The 19,916-nt window shown below is 39.3% G+C and carries 20 protein-coding genes; 17 read left to right on the forward strand and 3 right to left on the reverse strand.

Annotation, left to right across the window (positions count from 1 at the left end; genetic code table 11):
- Positions 1-10: 10 nt before the first annotated feature.
- The 4 genes from luxA to luxG all read left to right on the forward strand — a co-directional run bounded on the left by luxA (position 11) and on the right by luxG (position 4,045).
- A complete protein-coding gene (gene luxA, locus HWQ47_RS10975; protein ID WP_269971155.1) occupies positions 11-1,075 on the forward strand; it encodes a luciferase subunit alpha in 1,065 nt (354 codons plus the stop codon).
- Positions 1,076-1,114: 39 nt separating this feature from the next.
- On the forward strand, positions 1,115-2,098 hold the full coding sequence (gene luxB / locus HWQ47_RS10980) for a luciferase subunit beta (RefSeq protein WP_269971156.1): 984 nt from the start codon (positions 1,115-1,117) through the stop codon (positions 2,096-2,098).
- A gap of 88 nt (positions 2,099-2,186) precedes the next feature.
- Entirely contained in the window at positions 2,187-3,317 is a 1,131-nt protein-coding gene (luxE, locus tag HWQ47_RS10985; protein WP_269971157.1) for a long-chain-fatty-acid--protein ligase LuxE, read from the forward strand.
- A gap of 17 nt (positions 3,318-3,334) precedes the next feature.
- Complete coding sequence (gene luxG, locus HWQ47_RS10990; protein WP_269971158.1) at positions 3,335-4,045, forward strand: flavin mononucleotide reductase LuxG; 711 nt, start codon at positions 3,335-3,337, stop codon at positions 4,043-4,045.
- Between the two features lie 59 nt (positions 4,046-4,104).
- Here luxG and HWQ47_RS10995 read toward each other — a convergent pair whose 3' ends face one another.
- Positions 4,105-4,782: a glutathione S-transferase gene (locus HWQ47_RS10995; protein WP_269971159.1), complete on the reverse strand. Its 678-nt coding sequence runs from the start codon at positions 4,780-4,782 to the stop codon at positions 4,105-4,107.
- 220 nt (positions 4,783-5,002) lie between these two features.
- Here HWQ47_RS10995 and trhO point away from each other — a divergent pair, with 220 nt between their 5' ends.
- From trhO to HWQ47_RS11010, 3 genes are all read left to right on the forward strand, one after another.
- The gene (gene trhO, locus HWQ47_RS11000; protein ID WP_269971724.1) at positions 5,003-5,998 is read left to right on the forward strand and encodes an oxygen-dependent tRNA uridine(34) hydroxylase TrhO; all 996 of its coding nucleotides are present in this window, start codon (positions 5,003-5,005) and stop codon (positions 5,996-5,998) included.
- Positions 5,999-6,364: 366 nt separating this feature from the next.
- On the forward strand, positions 6,365-7,543 hold the full coding sequence (locus HWQ47_RS11005; protein ID WP_269971160.1) for a porin: 1,179 nt from the start codon (positions 6,365-6,367) through the stop codon (positions 7,541-7,543).
- An 87-nt stretch (positions 7,544-7,630) separates the two neighbouring features.
- The gene (locus tag HWQ47_RS11010; protein ID WP_269971161.1) at positions 7,631-7,921 is read left to right on the forward strand and encodes a hypothetical protein; all 291 of its coding nucleotides are present in this window, start codon (positions 7,631-7,633) and stop codon (positions 7,919-7,921) included.
- A 24-nt stretch (positions 7,922-7,945) separates the two neighbouring features.
- Here HWQ47_RS11010 and HWQ47_RS11015 read toward each other — a convergent pair whose 3' ends face one another.
- On the reverse strand, positions 7,946-8,854 hold the full coding sequence (locus HWQ47_RS11015; protein ID WP_269971162.1) for a LysR family transcriptional regulator: 909 nt from the start codon (positions 8,852-8,854) through the stop codon (positions 7,946-7,948).
- Between the two features lie 231 nt (positions 8,855-9,085).
- Here HWQ47_RS11015 and torT point away from each other — a divergent pair, with 231 nt between their 5' ends.
- From torT to HWQ47_RS11065, 10 genes are all read left to right on the forward strand, one after another.
- The gene (torT, locus tag HWQ47_RS11020) at positions 9,086-10,168 is read left to right on the forward strand and encodes a TMAO reductase system periplasmic protein TorT (RefSeq protein ID WP_269971163.1); all 1,083 of its coding nucleotides are present in this window, start codon (positions 9,086-9,088) and stop codon (positions 10,166-10,168) included.
- 15 nt (positions 10,169-10,183) lie between these two features.
- On the forward strand, positions 10,184-11,713 hold the full coding sequence (locus tag HWQ47_RS11025; protein WP_269971164.1) for a sugar ABC transporter ATP-binding protein: 1,530 nt from the start codon (positions 10,184-10,186) through the stop codon (positions 11,711-11,713).
- Complete coding sequence (locus tag HWQ47_RS11030; protein ID WP_269971165.1) at positions 11,710-12,741, forward strand: ABC transporter permease; 1,032 nt, start codon at positions 11,710-11,712, stop codon at positions 12,739-12,741. Before HWQ47_RS11025 ends, HWQ47_RS11030 begins: the two co-directional genes overlap by 4 nt.
- Positions 12,741-13,484 carry a 5-oxoprolinase subunit PxpA gene (pxpA, locus tag HWQ47_RS11035; protein ID WP_269971166.1) on the forward strand — a complete coding sequence of 248 codons (744 nt, stop codon included), beginning with the start codon at positions 12,741-12,743 and terminating at the stop codon, positions 13,482-13,484. Before HWQ47_RS11030 ends, pxpA begins: the two co-directional genes overlap by 1 nt.
- Positions 13,481-14,845, forward strand: coding sequence for an acetyl-CoA carboxylase biotin carboxylase subunit (locus tag HWQ47_RS11040; RefSeq protein WP_269971167.1), 1,365 nt, complete (start codon positions 13,481-13,483; stop codon positions 14,843-14,845). The genes pxpA and HWQ47_RS11040 overlap by 4 nt, the downstream gene beginning before the upstream one ends.
- 9 nt (positions 14,846-14,854) lie before the next feature.
- Positions 14,855-15,724: a 5-oxoprolinase subunit B family protein gene (locus HWQ47_RS11045; protein WP_269971168.1), complete on the forward strand. Its 870-nt coding sequence runs from the start codon at positions 14,855-14,857 to the stop codon at positions 15,722-15,724.
- Between the two features lie 6 nt (positions 15,725-15,730).
- On the forward strand, positions 15,731-16,711 hold the full coding sequence (locus HWQ47_RS11050; protein WP_269971169.1) for a biotin-dependent carboxyltransferase family protein: 981 nt from the start codon (positions 15,731-15,733) through the stop codon (positions 16,709-16,711).
- 57 nt (positions 16,712-16,768) lie between these two features.
- Positions 16,769-16,984: an acetyl-CoA carboxylase biotin carboxyl carrier protein subunit gene (locus HWQ47_RS11055; protein ID WP_269971170.1), complete on the forward strand. Its 216-nt coding sequence runs from the start codon at positions 16,769-16,771 to the stop codon at positions 16,982-16,984.
- A 309-nt stretch (positions 16,985-17,293) separates the two neighbouring features.
- Positions 17,294-18,667 carry a molecular chaperone gene (gene yegD, locus HWQ47_RS11060; RefSeq protein ID WP_269971171.1) on the forward strand — a complete coding sequence of 458 codons (1,374 nt, stop codon included), beginning with the start codon at positions 17,294-17,296 and terminating at the stop codon, positions 18,665-18,667.
- Positions 18,668-18,789: 122 nt separating this feature from the next.
- On the forward strand, positions 18,790-19,233 hold the full coding sequence (locus HWQ47_RS11065; RefSeq protein ID WP_442802048.1) for a CreA family protein: 444 nt from the start codon (positions 18,790-18,792) through the stop codon (positions 19,231-19,233).
- A 363-nt stretch (positions 19,234-19,596) separates the two neighbouring features.
- On the opposite strand, the gene HWQ47_RS11070 is transcribed toward HWQ47_RS11065, so the two are convergent.
- Positions 19,597-19,878 (reverse strand): hypothetical protein, encoded by a 282-nt coding sequence (locus HWQ47_RS11070; RefSeq protein ID WP_269971173.1) that lies wholly within the window; start codon positions 19,876-19,878, stop codon positions 19,597-19,599.
- Positions 19,879-19,916: the final 38 nt, after the last annotated feature.

Below are 19,916 nucleotides of genomic sequence, written 5' to 3' on the forward strand. Positions count from 1 at the left end.
GGAAAATATTATGAAGTTCGGAAATATTTGTTTTTCATATCAGCCACCTGGTGAGACTCATAAACAGGTAATGGATCGTTTTATTCGACTTGGTGTTGCTTCGGAAGAGCTTGGTTTCGATACATACTGGACTCTTGAGCACCATTTTACAGAGTTTGGTCTTACAGGTAACCTTTTTGTTGCTGCAGCAAATCTACTTGGCCGAACTAGCACATTGCAAGTAGGAACTATGGGCGTAGTACTGCCTACGGCTCATCCAGTTCGTCAATTAGAGGATGTGTTGTTATTGGATCAAATGTCTAAAGGTCGCTTTAACTTTGGCGTTGTCCGAGGTTTGTATCATAAAGATTTTCGAGTATTTGGCGTCAACATGGAAAATTCACGTGGGATAACTCAAAACTTCCATAAAATGATCATAGATGGCGTAAAGACAGGAAGAGTAAGCTCTGATGGAGAGCATATTGAATTTCCTGAAGTTGAGGTTTATCCAACAGCTTATTCGAAGGAGATTGCAACGTGTATGACTGCTGAATCAGCCAGTACAACGGAGTGGTTAGCTGAACGTGGATTGCCAATGGTGCTTAGTTGGATAATTGGAACCAACGAGAAAAAGGCACAAATGGATCTTTATAATGAGATTGCGACAGAGCATGGTCATGATATTACTAAGATTGACCATTGTATGACATTTATATGTTCTGTTGATAAAGATAGTAATAAGGCCCGTGAAATATGCCGTGCTTTCCTAGCTAATTGGTATAACTCTTATGTTAATGCCACCAATATATTCAATGATAGCAACCAAACTCGTGGTTATGACTATCATAAAGGTCAATGGCGAGATTTTGTATTAAAAGGTCACACAAATAGTAGAAAGCGTGTTGATTACAGTTATGAAATTAACCCTGTAGGTACACCTGAAGAGTGTATTACCATTATACAACGTGATATTGATGCCACAGGAATCACTAATATTACCTGTGGTTTTGAAGCAAATGGTAGTGAAGATGAAATTGTGGATTCTATGGGGCGCTTTATGACTCAGGTGGCTCCTTTTTTGAGAAAACCTAGCTAATCATTAATATATTTAGTTAAATATAGTAAGGAACACACTATGAAATTTGGATTGTTTTTCCTCAATTTTCAGCTCGATGGTATGACGTCAGAAGAAACCTTAGATAATATGGTTAATACAGTCTCTCTTGTAGATTCTGAAGAATATCATTTCGATACAGTTTTCATCTATGAACATCACTTTTCTAAGAACGGCATTATAGGTTCTCCTATTACAGCTGCAGGTTTTTTACTTGGGATGACTAATAAACTGCATATTGGTTCTCTTAATCAAGTGATTACAACTCATCACCCAGTGCGTGTAGCTGAGGAGTCAAGTTTATTAGATCAGATGTCTGAAGGTCGTTTTATTCTTGGTATCAGTAATAGTGAAAATGACTTTGAGATGGATTTTTTCAAGCGTCAACGTTCATCTCGACAGCAACAATTTGAAGCCTGTTATGACATCATTAATGATGCGTTGACGACTGGCTATTGCCATCCTCAAAATGATTTTTATGATTTTCCAAAAGTGTCAATCAATCCACATTGCTTTAGTGAAGGAGGTCCTAAACAATATGTTACTGCAACAAGTAAAAGTGTCGTTGAGTGGGCAGCAAAGAAAGCACTACCTTTGACTTTTAAATGGGATGATAGTCTTGTAGATAAAGAAAGTTATGCAGTGCTGTATAATAAAGTTGCTATGGAGCATGGCATTGATACTTCAAGTGTGGAACATCAACTTACGGTTATTGTTAATTTGAATTCTGACGGTAATGTAGCTCGTGAGGAGGCTAAGGAGTATTTAAAGAATTACATTTTAGAAACATATCCAGATATTGATCATGTTACTAAATTAAATTCAATTATTAGTGAGAATGCTATTGGTACTGATGATGATTATTATGCACCTATTAAATTAGCCGTTGATAAGACTGGTGTTAAAAATATTTTGTTATCATTTGAATCTATGAAAGAACATTGTGATATTAAAGGTGTGATTAATATGGTAAATGAAAAAATTGCTAGTAATATTAAGGCGTAGTATTTGTTAGTTTTTAAATAGTGGTAAGAATGTATTTGTCTGCCGCTATTTAAAGCTTTATTAATGATTTCGATAATTCAGGTTGTATATGAATACTCAATACATGGTTGAAAAACATCAAGTTATAGTAAGCTCAGAAATCGATGATCTTATATTCATGAGTAATCCAAATGAATGGTCATTTGAAGAGCAAAAAGAGATTCAAGATAAACTTATCCTTCAAGCATTTAACTATCATTATAATAGGAATGAAGATTATAGGAACTATTGCATTACACAGCATGTTAATGAAAATATCACTTCAATTGATGATATTCCTGTATTCCCAACATCTGTTTTTAAATATATAAAATTACATACAGCTAGAGAGCGTGAGATTGAGAATTGGTATACAAGTAGCGGTACAAACGGTATGAAAAGTCATATTGCTCGCGATCGGCTAAGTATTGAACGATTACTTGGTTCAGTTAATTTTGGAATGAAGTATGTTGGTAATTGGTTTGAGCATAAAATGGAGTTGGTGAATCTTGGTCCTGATCGTTTTAACACTAATAATGTATGGTTTAAGTATGTGATGAGTTTGGTTGAGCTTCTTTATCCAACTGAATTTACAGTAGATGATGATATTATCAATTTTGAAAAAACAATGCATCACTTGTTTCGTATTAATAGCACGACAAAAGATATCTGTTTAATCGGTCCTCCTTACTTTATTTATCTTTTATGTCAGTATATTAAAAAAAATAATATTATTTTTAATGCTGGGGGACGATTATATATTATCACTGGTGGTGGTTGGAAATTAAATCAAAATGAGTCTTTAAATCGTGATGATTTCAATCAAATGTTGATGGAAACATTTCATCTTCACGATATAAATCAAATTAGAGATACCTTTAATCAAGTTGAGTTAAATACATGTTTTTTTGAAGACGAATATCAACGAAAGCATGTTCCTCCATGGGTATATGCTCGCGCTCTTGATCCTGTAACATTACTACCAGTTGCTGATGGTGAACAAGGATTATTGAGTTACATGGATGCATCATCAACAGGATATCCAGCTTTTATTGTAACAGATGATATTGGCATCATTCATCATGTTAAAAGCCCTGATCCTTACCCTGGAACAAAAGTTGAAATAGTGAGGAGATTAAATACACGTGCACAGAAGGGATGTGCACTCTCTATGACGAAGGCTATTAAAGTAAATGGTTAATGCGATATGGTGGATATATGAAGATGAAATGTAACATATCAAGGATAGAGTCAACAAATAACAATATATATAAAATATATATTAAACTTCAACAACCTATTAGTTTTAAAGCTGGACAGTATATATATGTTTATTTAAATGATAGCAAGAAACAACCATTCTCGATTGCTAGCTGTCCTACAGACAATAGTATGATTGAATTACATATTGGTAGTTCTAATAAAAACTGCTCTTTAGATACGATGGAATTCTTCGTTGATGCTTTAATGCACAATAGTACTATTGTAATTGATGCTCCACATGGAGAAGCATGGCTACGTGATGACAGTAACAAACCAATATTATTAATTGCTGGTGGCACTGGCTTATCTTATATCAACAGTATTCTTAGAAACTGTTTAAATCGAAGCTTCACTCAACCTATTTATGTTTATTGGGGGGTAAAAAATAGTGGTTTTCTGTATGCTGACGATGAACTGCAAGCATTATCTTACAAATACAGTAACTTAAAATATGTACCTGTGGTTTTAGAAGATGATGAAGATACGTGGTTAGGCAAGAAAGGAACCGTCATTGATGCCGTAATGGATGATTTTACCGTTCTTACTCTTTTTGATATATATGTCTGTGGGCCTAATCTGATGACAAAGGCGGCAAAAGAGCAATTAGTTGCAAAAAGAAATGCGAATTTAGATCAAATGTTTTCCGATGCTTTTGCATATATGTAGTATTTTTGAACTGAGTATAGCGTCATTAAATCGCGGATTATATCCTAAGAAAAATAGATTTAATCAATGTGAATCTTAGAACTTAAGGATTTGCTAAATACAAACTCCTCTTCATTATCGAGCCAGAGTGGATATTTCATCATTATGTTGATAAAAGAGGTACTTGATAGATGTTTGGCAAGCCACCTTCGCACATTTGGGCAAGGAGATGCGTCGAACCAGGTTTTATCCACATGGGCAAACTGTCGTACGAATGGGTAGATAGCATAGTCGGCGATACACGCTGTATGACTAAGTAAGTTATTGTGTTTCGTCAAAAAGTTTTCCAGTTGGGAGATAAACATCATGCCCTGATCGCGATAATGAGTTTGAGTGAATTCAGGGTATCTGTCAGCATATTTGTACCTGTCTAACCAAGGCTTAAACTCATGATCATTATTGCTGATTAAGCTCATGGCCACCGCTTGTAACTCCGGCTGCTTGGCGAGTAATAGGTCCCTAGGGTCGTTTTGCATTAAAGCCCAACGCATAATATCGATACTCTCATCAATCACTTGGTTATCTGCAGTGATGAGTATCGGCACGGTCCCCTTTGGAGATGCATTTAACAGGTGTGGAGGTTTATTTTTAAGCATAATCTCCCTTAACATGACTTGAGTGCTGGATAGATAAATAGCAAGTCGAGCACGCATGGCATAGGGACAGCGTCTAAAAGAGTAGAGAGTGGCTAAAGACATGGTTTTCTCTGGTGAGCAGCTTGAATTCGATACTATGTTGTGGTTTTTTTTATCAAAAAACAATTAAGATTTAATAACCTTACTTTTTATCTCTGTTTATTTTATGGTGACCCATGTAAGATTCTCGCTGTTTTTTGCGAGCCAGCTCACTATTTGGGTTGGTTTACCATTGAGTCAATATGCACTGGAGATTAAGCTCCAGCAAGCAGTAGAGGTTAGTATGTCCCAAGTTGTTGTTTGTGCCCTTTATAAGTTTGTTTCCCTTCCTGGTTTTGAATTGATCCAGAAGCCCCTATTAACCGAAATGGAAAAATCAGGCATTAAAGGCACCTTGTTGTTGGCTAACGAAGGGATAAATGGTACGGTTGCAGGCTCACAAAAGGCAATTGATAACTTGCTTAGTTGGCTGGCCGAACAACCAAGTCTTGATAATATAGTGCATAAGTTTTCGTTTGATGCAACCATGCCTTTTTACCGTACTAAGGTAAAACTAAAAAAAGAGATCGTGACCATGGGAGTAGAGGGAATTGATCCCCTGAAAGTGGTTGGCACTTATGTTAAGCCCAAAGATTGGAATGCGCTCATTTCAGATCCAGAGGTGTTACTGGTCGACACCCGTAATGAATATGAAGTGAAGATAGGGACCTTTAAAAATGCTGTCGATCCTAAGACCGACACATTTCGTGAATTTCCAGCTTATGTAAAAGAACATCTCGATCCTGCGAAACATAAAAAAGTGGCCATGTTTTGTACTGGCGGGATCCGCTGTGAAAAATCCACCGCTTACCTTAAGGAGCAGGGTTTTGATGAGGTTTATCACCTTGAAGGTGGCGTGCTTAAGTATCTTGAAGAGGTTAAGCAGGAAGAGAGCTTGTGGCAAGGTGAGTGTTTCGTGTTTGATAATAGGGTTGCCGTTAACCATAATCTGGAAAAAGGTCAATATGATCAATGTAACGCGTGTCGTATGCCGATAACAGAGATTGAGCAAACCAGTGAGGCATTTGTTCAGGGTGTGAGTTGTCCTTATTGTATCGATACTATTTCAGATAAACAGCGTCAACGCTTTGAAGAACGCGAGCGCCAAATGCAACTGGCAGATATACGTGGTGAGGCTCATATCGGTAGCGATGTCGGTGTGGTGATTCAAAACCGCCGAGAGTACAAAGAAAACCTTAAGAAAGCACAGCTTAAGGTTAATATAAAAAATAGAAATTAGTGAGTTGGATGTTGAAATGGCGTCTATACTCATTTGGTAATAAGAGATTTATTGATCCTGTATCGGGCGATTAATACTTCAATGCTGTTGAAAAAGCCGTCTTTGACGGCTTTTTTTTGTTTCTGTCATTGAATAATTTTCTCTTTATTTTATCCATTTTCAAGCTCATCAATTTACTTCCCAATTGAGTATTCTTAGTTATTAATATTTAACTATTTATATTTTTGTCATGGGTATCTTTTTTATTTTTACTCTTTGCGTTCTATTTTTCAGAATATTCTAAATAGTATTTGTGAATTTACAAATTTAATAATGGATGTAGTTTTGTTCAAAGAAACAACAAAAATAATTAAATAGGAATAGATAATGAAACAGTGCAAAGAAAAGTTAATAGTATCAATATTATTTGGATGTTCTGCTGGTATCGCCAGTTATGGCGCACAAGCGATAGAAATACAAGTCGATCCATGGACGTTAAATATAAATGGCAATGTTAATGGCCATCTGTCTTATGTGCAGTGTGATGACAGTACTAATGTCGTCGCGGGTAACCCATTATTATGTACAGGCGATGATGCAACCTCTGTTGCAAATGGATATTTACCAACAGGTATCGATTTCGGAATTTCCAGAACGGTTAATGATTATCATGTTGCCGTGCACTTTGCTTATGAAGGAGGAACAGTGACAAATGGACCATTTAATTCTGGGGGCACAACAGAGTCTTTTAGAGGATATTTAACCATTGAAAATGAACATTATGGTGAGGTTAAAATTGGACGAGATTACGGTGTATTCGGAATAGACGTCATTTTGTCTGATATGTCTTTATTGGGCGTAGGAGCCTCAGCCATCATAAAATCCCCATTAAATACCACATTGGGTAGTTCAGGATATGGTTACATATTTGTCGACCGTTTAGCACAAATTAACTATTCGTTTCCTACCAAAAATAGTGTGAGTGCAACTGTCGGTGTATATCAACCGCTTGATCCATCAACCCTTGGAGCTGAAAATACCTATGTAGGAGACTCTGGCTCTAAAACACCAGGTTTCCATGGAAGATTAAAGTATGAGTTTGATCAAGGCTTTATATCTAGCACCTGGTTAGTTCAGAAGGTTGATAACGAAGATATTAGTGAGACGGCTTTTGCGTGGGATGTCACGGGTAAAATGAATTTTGGGGCGCTTTCTCTTGTGGCATCTTACCATGATGCGAAAGGTGTTGGTCACTCTGGGTTGTTTTTCGATGGCATCGATGCTCAAGGTAATGCGAGAAATTCTAATGGTTACTTTGTGCAAGCCATGTATAGCTTTACAGATACTCGTTTAGGTATTAATTATGGAATATCAACATTAGACAGAAATGCCAACGACCCGTTGATTAATCTTAAACAAAGTGAAAAAGTGACATTTGGTGCCTATCATAGCTTGTTTGAAGGCCTAACTTTGGTGGCTGAGGTTTCTCTGTATGAATCTGAAAATAATAAAAATCAAAGCATTGATAACCTAGGGGTAAATTTAGGCGCTGTGTATTTTTTCTAATATAGAACATTAAACTAAATGTAATATTATTAATAACCACTTAGTGATATCAATCAATGTGACTAAGTGGTTCTTTGTGAGGTTTTTATGGATTCAATTAGAGGTAGAGCTATTTCAAACGTTCAAATTGATAATGACAGAGTATTGGTCACAAAGTGGTGTTTTTCTGCTGGTGCAGAAACTCGTTGGCATCATCACCGTTTAGATTATATTGTGGTTCCTGGTATGGATGGGCGTTTGTTATTAGAAACAAGTAGTGGCAATGATATTATTGAATTAGAAGCGGGTAAAGCATACTCACGGCTATCAGGTGTTGAGCATAATGTGGTTAACATTAATGATTTTGACTTTTCATTTGTAGAGATAGAACTTAAATAAACATCGCTTATATTTAACCGTTGTTTATCTTGCTTGTCCTGAATTATATTCCATCCTACAGAACTCGATAAAGGCTTGAGTTAACTCAGGAAGCTCTTTTTGTGTCAGCCACATAAGACCAACATCCATACTTGGTATATCATCGATAATACTACGTGATTCTATTCTTTCACCTTCTAAAGACCAAGGTCGATAAACCATATCAGACAGAATGGTTATACCTTCACCGGTTGCAACCATGCTTCTTACTGCTTCTATCACACTGGTTTCAAATACTATATTGGGTTTTAAGTTAAACATATCCCAATAATTCATATGGCTCTTAGCGGCTTCATCAATGGTTAATTGTATATAGGGATATGACGCTATATCGTTGAGGGTGATTGATTTTTTTTGTAGTAAAGGGTGATCGGTTGCTGTCCATACCTTGCGCTTAGAACTGACTAATATTTCTCTGGACAACTGGTCACTAGCTTGAGCATTGGAGACTAATAATATTGCAATATCAATTTGATTATTCGTTATTTTGGATTCTGCTACTTGTCGTTTTAATTCTAATATTTCGACATCCACATTAGGAAATGCGCGTCCAAACCGAGAGAGAAGCGGGGTTAAAAAGTAACCAGAAACCGTCGGACTTACACCGAGCTTTAGCTTTCCTGAATATTGTTTTCGATCTTTGAATGTGTGCATCGCGGTAGAGACGGCAGAGAGAATGTTTTGGCAATGCTGTAAAAAGTGGTAGCCGTTATAAGTCAGTTTTAAGCCTTTATGATGTCGATCAAATAGAGAAACACCTAACATAGATTCAAGTTCTTGAATTGCGCTAGTGACTGCTGATGCCGAAATCCCAATTGAGGCTGCAGCTTCGGTGACTTTGCCGCTTTCTGCTGCCGCAACAAAATACCTTATTTGTCTCAGTGTGATGGACACGAATATTCTCCTGTTAATTTACAAAATAATTTCACTTATTAATCAGTCTATTAAAAGCATAGTTTTTATATTTTTATGATTCTGAAAATCAGAATTTAATGAGCTGAAATTCTAAATTTACAAATGTTTGCGTAGGGTTAAAGATAAAACAAGTTTTTAACAAAGTCAGTTTTATTTTGGATTAATTCAATACCACTACAAATTTTAATAACAATAATGATGGAGATTAAAATGAAATTTACACATTTAATATTTATTTTCATGGCCTTAGTTTTATCGACTAACCCAAGTTATGGATCTGAAAGTAAAGATGTAAATTGGTACCCCTATGAAGTCGATGTACTCAACCCACCTTTTGATATGAAAAGTGAAAAAACCAGTTTGAACTACGTTCCTCTTAAAAGAGCGAAACAAAAATGGCAGTTATGTGTGTCATTTCCACACATGAAAGACGCTTATTGGACCGCGGTTAATTACGGAATTATTGATGAAGCTAAACGTTTAGGCGTCAACATAAATTTAGTTGAGGCAGGAGGGTATACCAATCTGAGTAAGCAGATTTCACAGATTGAAGATTGTATCTCCTCCGGTGCTAATGCAGTCATTGTCGGTGCTATCTCTTACCAAGGATTGAATAACGTTATAAGTGAGGCGCGTAATAAAAACATTCCTGTCATTGATGTTATTAACGGTGTCTCATCAACGGATATTGTCGCTAAATCATTGGTCTCTTTTGGCGAAATGGGTGGAAAAACCGGCGAGTACCTAGTGTCGATGCATCCAAAAGGATCGAAAAAAATGAAGGTTGCTTGGTTTCCCGGACCTTCAGGTGCTGGTTGGGTAGAGGCGGGTCATAAAGGCTTTTCAGCAGCCGTTGCCAATGGCGCTATTGAGCTGCTTGAAACCAAATACGGTGATACTGGAAAAGAGGTTCAAACTAAATTGGTTGAAGACACCTTACAGGCTCACCCTGATGTCGACTACATCGTTGGAACCGCGGTTACAGCTGAAGCGGCTGCGAGTATTTTACGAAGCCGAGGGCTTGATAAGAAAATAAAAGTCATCTCTTACTATTTTACCCCCGGTGTTGAAAGTGGCATTAAGTCTGGAAGGATCATGGCGGCTCCCACTGACTCAACGGTGATACAGGGCCGAATAGCGGTTGATCAGGCTGTTCGCGTTCTAGAGGGGATTCCATATCGTATGCATGTAGGGCCACAGCTTTTTATGGTCGATAAAAGCAACATCAACACGTTCAATCGTGATGGTGCATTAGCGCCTGTGAATTTTAAACCTACTTTTAATCTTGATTAAAAGGTGGAGTCAATCATGAATTTAGCGTTGAACAAGGATAATGACATTGTTATGTCATTATCTAATATAGGCAAGAATTATGGACAAAACACAGCTCTTCATCCTATTAATTTTGAATTAAAAAGAGGTGAAGTGCATGTTTTGTTTGGTGAGAATGGTGCGGGGAAATCAACGTTAATCTCATTAATAGCCGGTGCGAATAAACCAAGTTCAGGTCAGATTAATTACGATGGCAAGAATGTGGCTTTTTCGTCAGTGAAAGAAGCGAGGTTATTAGGAATATGTGCTGTGTTTCAAGAGTTTTCTTTAGTTCCGCAATTAACTGTCGCGGACAACATGTTTCTCGGTAATGAGTTATCTAGTGGTTATATGTTAGATAAAGCGGCAATGAACAATAAAGCCAATGCAGTGCTTAATGAGTTGGAATTCGATTTAACAGCGAATAAAATCGTTGGTGAGTTACCTCGTGCAGGCCAACAGATGGTGGAAATTGCAAAAGCATTTTGTGCCAACGTTTCAGTGCTTATTTTAGATGAACCTACAGCGTCGTTAACTGAACATGAAACGGCGCAGTTATTTAGGTTAGTGAATAAGCTTAAGTCACAAGGCGTTGGGATTATCTATATTACCCACCGCATGGCTGAAATTCGCCAAATATCAGATCGAGTCACAGTGCTAAGGGATGGGCATTTAATTGGACGTTTAAACACCCGAGATCTTGATGAAAACAGTTTAGTCGAGATGATGACCGGAGGTTCTGCATCTGATGTGTTTCCTCATGTTGAGTCCACTGCCGGAAACATCATGTTTGAAGTGACCAATTTATCCTCAAATCTTGGGATTAATGACATAAGTCTGCATGTAAAGCAGGGGGAAATTGTGGGTTTAGCCGGACTTATTGGTTCTGGCAAGTCGGAGTTTGCCCAAGTCTGCTATGGGTTAGCACCTAAAACCCATGGTCAAATCAAGGTTTGTGCTAAAGATATTTCAGCTGCTAGCCCTAGCGTGTTGATTGAGGCTGGATTGTATTACTGCTCACCCGATCGCCATGACTCAGGTTTAGTGCTTGATGCCAGTATTGGCCATAACTTGACCCTGAGCGCCTTAAAAACCGCTGAGTTCAGTTTTGATTATAGCTATGTTTTAAAAACAAATAATGAACGACAACGTATCAACAAATTAATGAAAAGGCTGGGTATTAAAGCGGATGATTCTCATCATCTGGTTAACAGTTTAAGTGGCGGGAATCAGCAGAAAGTTATGCTAGCTAAAGCGCTTTCTCGACAATTTGAGGTGTTTATTTTTGATGAACCAACGGTAGGTGTTGATGTTGCGACTCGAAAAGTCATCTACCAATTTATAGCTGAGCTATGTCAACAAGGGGCTGCAATTTTACTTATCTCCTCAGATCTTCCTGAAATAATCCATTTAACACACAGAGCCTATGTTTTTTGTGAAGGGCAAATAGCTGTGCATTTAGAGCAAGAACACATTACTGAGCAAAAAGTACTTAGCCACTTTTTTGCTAAAGGAGAGGCCGCATGATTTCTAACCTGCACAGCAACATTCGCCATATTGGTTTAGGAGGAATAAATAAGGCGATGAAAGTCATTAGTCATATATTTTATCGGTTGGGTGTTTTGCCATTTTTGTTATTAATTGCGGTGGTGACGTTTAGTTTACTTTCTGGAAACTTCTTAACCACAGACAATTTGCTCAATGTTGCAAGGCAATCAACGTATTTAATGTTAGTCGCGATGGGACAAATGTTTGCCTTGCTCACCGGAGGTTTTGATTTGTCTGTCGGCGTTATTATTGCGTTGACATCCGTTATCGCTGCAATGGTGATGGCTTGGGCTCACTTACAATGGCCTGAACAAGTGGGGTTATCCATTTCTGTTGGTTCTGTTGCTGGGCTACTAGCAGGCATGATGATAGGTGTGGTTAATGGACTTGGGGTGGCTTATGGTCGAGTCTCTCCGTTTATGATGACCTTAGGTATGTCCTCAATCGGTTTAGGCCTTGCTTTATATTTAACAGGAGGAACGCCGGTTTATGGCATGCCAGAAAGTTTTAGTGATCTGTTTGGTTTTGGTCAGATATTGGGGATACCAACACCTGTTGTTATCACATTAATTATCGCTATTTTCTTATGGTTCTTTCTCAATTATACCGTGGGTGGTCGTTACTTTTATGCTGTTGGCGGTAATGTTAAAGCCGCAAGACTTTCAGGCATCAATACCAAGTTGGTGTTATTTAGCACTTATGTTTTGTGTGCACTATTAGCCGCCATCAGTGGTTTGTTATTAACCGCGCGTTTAGAAACGGGTGAGGCCAATATTGGTGCTTCGTTGCCACTTGAATCTATTGCTGCTTGTGTCATTGCTGGAGTGTCATTGCGTGGTGGTGTTGGACGACTTCCTAGTGTGGTGATGGGCGCTTTGTTTATTGGTTTGATTCAAAACGGCATGAACTTGGCTAAGGTTGGATCATACTTTCAAATTGTCGTCATTGGCGCACTGTTAATTATTGCCGTGCTCGCGGATCAATTTAGACAAAGAATGGGGAATTGATGATGACTGTTGAAATTAATTGCGACATGGGTGAAGGCTTTGGCTTATATAAGTTAGCCAATGACGAAGAGTTAATGGATTTGATTACTGCGGCGAATGTTGCTTGTGGCTTTCATGCATCAGATCCTGTGATTATGCATAAAACCGTTTTATTGGCTAAAGCACATGGTGTAAAAGTTGGTGCTCATCCCTCTTATCCAGATAAACAAGGTTTCGGTCGTCGTTTTATTGAGTTGAGCTGTGAGGAGTTACGTTCAGATCTCATCTACCAAATAGGGGCGCTAAAAGGATTTTTAGAAACGTTAAACATGCCGTTAAACCACATTAAACCCCACGGTGCCTTATATGGTCGAGCAGCGGTTGATGAGGATACAGCTGGTGTACTATGTGATGTAGCACAAAAATTTAATGTTCCCATTTACGGCATGTCAGGCACCGTTTTAGAACGAGCTTGCCGCCAGCATAAAGTTGAGTTTGTTGCTGAGTTCTATGCTGATCTCGATTATGGCGATAAGGGCCAATTAATTATTACTCGAGAACATCATCATATCGATCCAGAACAGGTAAGAGAAAAGATGGAACGGGTTTTACATGATGGGACCGTTAGTTCAATTAACGGCATTGTAATACCGATCAAAATTCAGAGTGTTTGTATTCATTCAGATACCCCAAATGCGAAAGAGATCGGACAGGTGGTTAGTCAGACTGTTAAACATTTTCAATATAATAAGAGTGTCTTATGAAAACAAAAATAAATAAATTACTCGTGGCTAACCGTGGTGAGATTGCTTGTAGAGTCATACGCGCCGCGAAATCAATGGGTATATTGACCGTTGCAATATACTCAGAAGCAGATCTTGGTTCTTTACATTGTGAACTTGCAGATGAAGCCTTTTGTGTTGGACCAGCATCCCCTAAAGAGAGTTACCTGCACCAACAAACGATATTGGATGTGGCGTTGTCGGCAAATGTAGATGCTATTCATCCAGGCTACGGCTTTTTAGCAGAAAACAGTGGCTTTGCTCGTAAAGTTGTCGGCGAGAACATGTTGTGGATTGGTCCGAGCCCTGATTGTATAGATGCGATGGGTGATAAAGACAGCGCACGTCAGTTAGCCAAAGCGGCTAATGTTCCGGTGCTGCCAGGTACCGATAGATTCACCATTGATGAGCATCCCGATTTACTTGGGCTTGCGAGTGAGATTGGCTTTCCATTACTTGTCAAAGCAACGGCTGGGGGGGGAGGGATTGGAATGAAGCTAGTGACCGATCCTACCAAGTTAACAGAAGTGGTCGAATCAACGGCTAATCTAGCAGAACAAGCATTCGGAGATGGAACCTTGTACCTTGAACGCTATGTGGCTAATGCAAGGCATATAGAGATTCAAATATTCGGTTTCGGTCATGGTAAAGCAATTCATCTACATGAACGAGAGTGCAGCATTCAGAGACGATTTCAAAAAATTATCGAAGAGTCTCCAGCCCCAAATCTAAGGGTTGATGTTGTTGCGAATATGGCTATTGCGGCAGTAAGTTTAGCTCAGCATCAAAACTATCAAGGGGCTGGCACGGTTGAATTTGTACTGGATGCTGATACGCAAAAGTTTTATTTCTTGGAGATGAATACACGTATTCAAGTCGAACACCCTGTGACTGAAATGGTGACCGGTCGTGATTTAGTCAAAATGCAGATCAGCCAATCAGAGGGAACACAAGTCGTTATCACACAAGATGAGATAATCACCACTGGGGCTGCAATTGAATGCCGTTTGTATGCCGAAGACCCAAGCTTTCATTTTATCCCCTCACCAGGAGAACTGTGTGAATTTACTATTGGCGTGAATGAAAATGCCCGTATTGATACCGGTTATAGGGTCGGTGATAGCGTCACGATTCATTATGATCCTATGTTAGCTAAATTGGTTGTCTGGGGAGTAGATCGTAGTCAAGCCATTAATGAAATGAAGAGCTTGCTTAAACAATCTACTGTTAAGGGAGTTAAAAATAATATTGCTTTTCTACTGGCAACACTGAAACACCCCCAGTTTATTGATGGCATGATTTCAACTCACTTTGTAGATGAACATTTAAATGATCTTATTTAGGAGATGAAGATGATATACCCAGAAGCAAAATTTTCTCCAGGTGGAGATCGCTATATTCTTGTGGAATTTGGCAATGAAATGAATTTAGAGTTGAATTTTTTAGGCCAAGGCTTGGGTGCCGTGATCAAGCAATCTACTATCAAGGGGGTCATAGAAACAGCGCCAGCATTCGCTTCAATTCTAGTGTACTACGATCCAGATTTGATTGGTTATCACGATTTAGTCAGAGAATTATCATCACTGATTAATGGGCTCGGCTCAATTGAAGAGATAGAACTGCCCAGTCGGCTGTTTTATTTGCCTTGCTGTTATCTAGACCCTTGGACTCGTGAGTGTGTTGAAGACTACCAAGAAAAAATTCATGCTAAGCAATTAGATCCAGAGTTGGTGGCAGAGTTAAATGGCCTGAGTGACGTGGATGAACTGGTGCGGGTTCATTCAGGTACTGAATATTGGGTAGCCTCTTTAGGTTTCTGGCCAGGACTGCCCTTTATGATGCCTCTGGATCCAAGATGTCGCTTAACGGCGCCTAAGTACAATCCTCCACGGACTTGGACACCGCAAGGAGCGGTTGGAATGGGAGGGGCATCGACAGCCATTTATCCCGTTTCAACCCCTGGCGGCTATCAAATTTTTGGACGAACTCCTGTGCCTATTTGGGACACACAAGCTAGTTTCCCTGAGTTTGAACAGAGTATCTGTTTATTTAAGCCTGGAGATCGAGTCAAGTTTGTGCCAATTAGTGAGCAAGAGTTTATTGATATAGAGAAAAGAGTGGCTGATAAAAGTTATGTATACAACGTAGTGGATTATCAAAAATTTTCTGTGAGTCAGTATAAAAATTGGTTGAACTCCATTGATACAGATAAACGATTCTAGGGGCGAATGATGATTGAAGTTATAAAAGGTGGTTTAGAAACGTCTATTCAAGATTATCCTGGGCGAATTGGTTTTTGGAACCAAGGATTTCCACAGTCTGGTCCGATGGATTCCTGGTCGTTTAGGTTAGCCAATTTATTGGTGGGTAATGATGTTGGGGTTGCAGGGTTAGAGTGTCAATTGATTGGGCCAAGCTTAAAGTTTACAGATGACCGGGTTATCGCTGTGACGGGAGCCAATATGTCACCAACGGTTAATGGTGTTGCGGTTGCAATGTGGCAAAGCATTCAAGTTAAGTCTGGCGATGTGCTTACTTTGCCATTTGCCTCTAGTGGAGCACGCAGCTATATCGCCATTTCAGGAGGCATCGACAGTAAACCTTGGTTGGGATCTCAATCTACGTTCACTAAAGCAGGAGTGGGTGGCATTACTGGTTATGCGATAAAGGATGGAGACTGCTTGCCTTTGGCTGACAAAGCAGAAGTGATCCCTTGTCAGGTTAAACCAGAATGTATGCCAGCGTTATCGAAAGATAAAACATGGGAGATAGAGGTGGTAGCGGGCCCTAATGATGATTGGATTGATCAAGCGGGCCAGCAACGATTTTTAGACATTGAATGGGTGCTTTCAGCTAAAAGCGATCGCACTGGCTTTCGCTTAGATGGACCTGATTGGACCTTTACGAATAAAGCACATAACAAAGCCCCTGAACATGGTAGTGAACCGTCCAATATTATTGATCATGGTTATCCTTTAGGGGCGATAAACCTTGCAGGGCAAACACCGATAATTCTAGTGAGTGATGGCCCAAGTATGGGAGGATTTATTAATCCTTATACGGTTATTTCGGCGGCATTCTGGAAGTTGGCGCAATCGCGACCAGGTGATCGATATCGATTCAAACAGGTGAGTGTCGAAGAAGCGCAAGATTTACGTCGAGTATTAGATAAGAAGTGCCAAATGAGCAGTTTAACCCATTTAATATAAAACGATCCGTTAACGGCTTAAAATATTGGTAAGTCTGTAAATTTAAGGAGATAAATAATGGCACAACAAGTTGAAGTTAAGATCCCTGGCAGTGTATGGAAAGTGCTGGTGGAAGTTGGAGATAAAGTCGAGGCGGGAGATGTACTGTTTATTCTCGAGGTGATGAAAACTGAAGTGCCTCATGAGGCGCCTATTGCTGGCGAAATAACCAAAATATTTATTGGGGAAGGCAGTATTGTTGATGCTCAAGATCCAGCTATAGAGATCAGTTAGCGCTAGTGTAGAGCATATTTTTGTAAGCCTTATTAATCTTCTAAAAGTGAATATAATAAAAATCGTTAACAGATGAAAGAGCAAGCCGTCGCCTAAGTGTTCAGACTAACAAATAGGCATTTGTTCTTTGATTGATTAACCTCTTCAGTCTCTTCCCCCTAGAACCTATCAGGTCTGATGCCATTTTGTACATTAAAGAGCTTAAATTTGCCTGTTTGTTATATAGATCTGTATTACTCTGTTTACTCATTTGAATGTGTGTTATTTTTCACGGCTTTTTATTTGGCTATTTCACTTTGAGGCACTTTAATGTTTGTTGGTTTTGATTATGGTAGTGCAAATTGCGCCATTGGTGTCATGGAAGATAATGAGGTGAGATTACTGCCCTTGGCAGCTGGCTCTAACTATTTAACGTCGACTCTCTATGCCTTAGACAGGGAGTTGATCGCTGAGGCTGTGTATCAACAGATGCCAAGCGAGCTAAAAGCGGATTACGCAAAGGCTCGTGCAGCACAGCTTACGCGCGCTCGAAATGCCCGTAGGGAATTAGATTTAGAGCCAAACGAACAAGTGGTCTTTGTTGGAGAACAGGCGGTTAACGCGTATTTGGAGATGCCGGAAGAGGGGTTTTATGTCCGTTCACCTAAATCTTTTTTAGGGGCGACAGGACTTAGAGCTGAGCAAGTTGCCCTGTTTGAAGATATTGTCACCATGATGATGTTGCATATCAAGCAGCAGGCTGAATCTATTGATGGTTTAAACCGTAAAGGAGCTATCACGCATGCAGTGATTGGTCGTCCGGTCAACTTTCAAGGGATCGGCGGTGAAGAGAGTAATCAACAGGCCGAAACGATATTGCGACTCGCTGCCAAGCGTGCGGGTTTTATTGATGTCGATTTTCTGTTTGAACCGTTAGCTGCAGGTATGGATTTTGAGTCAAGCTTGACCGAAGACAAGATTGTGTTGGTGGTCGATGTCGGCGGTGGTACAACGGATTGCTCTGTGGTTAAAATGGGACCATCCCATGTAGCATCAAAGGATAGAAGCCAAGATTTTCTCGGCCATAGCGGTCAACGGGTCGGTGGTAACGATCTTGATATCGCTTTATCGATGAAGGCTTTTATGTCACATTTAGGCCTAGGTTGTCATATGCTCAATGGATTGCCGGTTCCGAGTAAACCTTTCTGGAACGCGGTGGCAGTCAATGATATCAGTGCACAACGTGATTTTTCATCACTCAATTCTCGCAGGACAATTGAAGCGCTAATTAAAGAGGCTAAGCGTCCAGAGTTGCTCGAACGTCTGCTAAAAGTGCAGAAAGAGCAATTGGGTTACCGTATTGTACGCAGTGCTGAGCAGATAAAAATTAGCTTATCAGAGGTGGAGTCAGTGACGACAAACCTAGATTATGTTTGTCCACATCTTGATGCTGAAGTTACTCAAGCGCTATTTAAAGAGGCGATTGAATTGCCGAGCGCCAAAATAGAGGCTTTGATGAAACAGGCATTGGCAACAGCTGGCGTGATGCCTGATGTTATTTATGTCACTGGCGGCACAGCAAGAAGCCCTGCTATATACGATAAGATTGCCGCTATGCATCCCGAAACGCCTATTGTCGTCGGAGATCACTTTGGTAGTGTTACAGCAGGACTAACGCGTTGGGCACAAAAGGTGTTTGCTTAGCCTTTGTTTGAACAGGATGTTAGCTCGCTTTTGGGCTAAATGATAACAATTCACTTTATTAAGGACGAGAGATGAAAGGTCTTAAATGGGTAACAAAGCTGTCGCTAGCCGTTTTAGTGTTAATGGGCCTTAGTGCCTGCGGTGGCGACGATGTGGGTAAAATCAGCCTAGGTCTGTTCACCACTAAAGATGTGATTATCGATGCCAAACACGATCCTAAAATCCCGGGGGTAACCTGCCATATTAGTCGCATTGAAGCCAATCTAAGCTTGGCAGATCCTTCTGACATGAGTATCTCTTGTCGTCAAACAGCTCCTATTACCGCTGCTGAAATTGCCAATATTGATAAAAGTAAGAATGGTGAGATAGTCTTTAAGCAGTCACTGAGTGTGCTATTTAAAAGCTTAAAAGTTCGCCGTATTTATGATGCAGAAAATCAAACCTTACTTTATCTTTCTTACTCGACCAAAGAGACTAATGGCAGTCATAAACACGCGTTATCAACTGTTCCTCTTTATGGAACTGGAGCTTGGATAAAAGGAGGAGTGCCTGAAGGCGTTAACTAATCTTTTAGAATCACTCTTTTTGTCACTCATCAACATCGAGTTTTATATGAATAATAAAATAAGGTGAGTCGATGAAGCGTATTTTGATCATAGGTTAAAGTTGCAGCAGAGCGTTGGATTATCGATGGCAACGACTCTATTGCTTGAGATATATTTTAGCCTCGTACTACGATCATTATTTAGCAGAGCTACTCGTTTTTTCTTGTACTGTACTGCGCTTTTACTCGATTAACTTATCGAGCATTGACGATAAAATTTTGTTTGCGAGAAACATTGCACCAATAAGTATCGTTATAGAATTCCCATTCATTTTTTTAATGGTCATATAAATCCCTAAATAATATATTAGGGAAGTATGAATGACTATTCATTCATTACTTTATCCATATTATCTACTAACCAAAGAGCAAATTCAGGTTCGTGAGGACATATTACAACGATACTTTTCATAAATTCATTTTGTGATATTTCATTCTGTATAAAACGATGAACTACTCGATCAATTGAGGTTTTTCTCTGTTCGTTTTTAATACAGTCTATGTCGTATTTAGCATCTACAGCTGAATAATCAATATCTGCAGTAGGTAATATCGTCGAACAACCTAGCACTGTCATGCTTGAAAAAAGTACAGCTATTGCTTTCATTAACACTATTCCTAATCATTGCTCACAATGTTAAACAG

The sequence above is a fragment of the Shewanella sp. MTB7 genome (genome assembly GCF_027571385.1).
Classification (GTDB): domain Bacteria; phylum Pseudomonadota; class Gammaproteobacteria; order Enterobacterales; family Shewanellaceae; genus Shewanella.

Excerpts from the sequence above, each read along its gene's own strand:
- luxB (WP_269971156.1), top strand. The coding sequence starts at position 1,115 with ATGAAATTTGGATTGTTTTTCCTCAATTTTCAGCTCGATGGTATGACG.
- HWQ47_RS11070 (WP_269971173.1), bottom strand. The coding sequence starts at position 19,878 with ATGAAAGCAATAGCTGTACTTTTTTCAAGCATGACAGTGCTAGGTTGT.
- HWQ47_RS11005 (WP_269971160.1), top strand. The coding sequence starts at position 6,365 with ATGAAACAGTGCAAAGAAAAGTTAATAGTATCAATATTATTTGGATGT.
- trhO (WP_269971724.1), top strand. The coding sequence starts at position 5,003 with ATGTCCCAAGTTGTTGTTTGTGCCCTTTATAAGTTTGTTTCCCTTCCT.
- torT (WP_269971163.1), top strand. The coding sequence starts at position 9,086 with ATGAAATTTACACATTTAATATTTATTTTCATGGCCTTAGTTTTATCG.
- luxG (WP_269971158.1), top strand. The coding sequence starts at position 3,335 with ATGAAGATGAAATGTAACATATCAAGGATAGAGTCAACAAATAACAAT.
- HWQ47_RS11065 (WP_442802048.1), top strand. The coding sequence starts at position 18,790 with ATGGGCCTTAGTGCCTGCGGTGGCGACGATGTGGGTAAAATCAGCCTA.
- yegD (WP_269971171.1), top strand. The coding sequence starts at position 17,294 with ATGTTTGTTGGTTTTGATTATGGTAGTGCAAATTGCGCCATTGGTGTC.
- luxA (WP_269971155.1), top strand. The coding sequence starts at position 11 with ATGAAGTTCGGAAATATTTGTTTTTCATATCAGCCACCTGGTGAGACT.
- pxpA (WP_269971166.1), top strand. The coding sequence starts at position 12,741 with ATGATGACTGTTGAAATTAATTGCGACATGGGTGAAGGCTTTGGCTTA.
- HWQ47_RS11045 (WP_269971168.1), top strand. The coding sequence starts at position 14,855 with ATGATATACCCAGAAGCAAAATTTTCTCCAGGTGGAGATCGCTATATT.
- HWQ47_RS11030 (WP_269971165.1), top strand. The coding sequence starts at position 11,710 with ATGATTTCTAACCTGCACAGCAACATTCGCCATATTGGTTTAGGAGGA.
- HWQ47_RS11025 (WP_269971164.1), top strand. The coding sequence starts at position 10,184 with ATGAATTTAGCGTTGAACAAGGATAATGACATTGTTATGTCATTATCT.
- HWQ47_RS11050 (WP_269971169.1), top strand. The coding sequence starts at position 15,731 with ATGATGATTGAAGTTATAAAAGGTGGTTTAGAAACGTCTATTCAAGAT.
- HWQ47_RS11040 (WP_269971167.1), top strand. The coding sequence starts at position 13,481 with ATGAAAACAAAAATAAATAAATTACTCGTGGCTAACCGTGGTGAGATT.
- luxE (WP_269971157.1), top strand. The coding sequence starts at position 2,187 with ATGAATACTCAATACATGGTTGAAAAACATCAAGTTATAGTAAGCTCA.
- HWQ47_RS10995 (WP_269971159.1), bottom strand. The coding sequence starts at position 4,782 with ATGTCTTTAGCCACTCTCTACTCTTTTAGACGCTGTCCCTATGCCATG.
- HWQ47_RS11055 (WP_269971170.1), top strand. The coding sequence starts at position 16,769 with ATGGCACAACAAGTTGAAGTTAAGATCCCTGGCAGTGTATGGAAAGTG.
- HWQ47_RS11010 (WP_269971161.1), top strand. The coding sequence starts at position 7,631 with ATGGATTCAATTAGAGGTAGAGCTATTTCAAACGTTCAAATTGATAAT.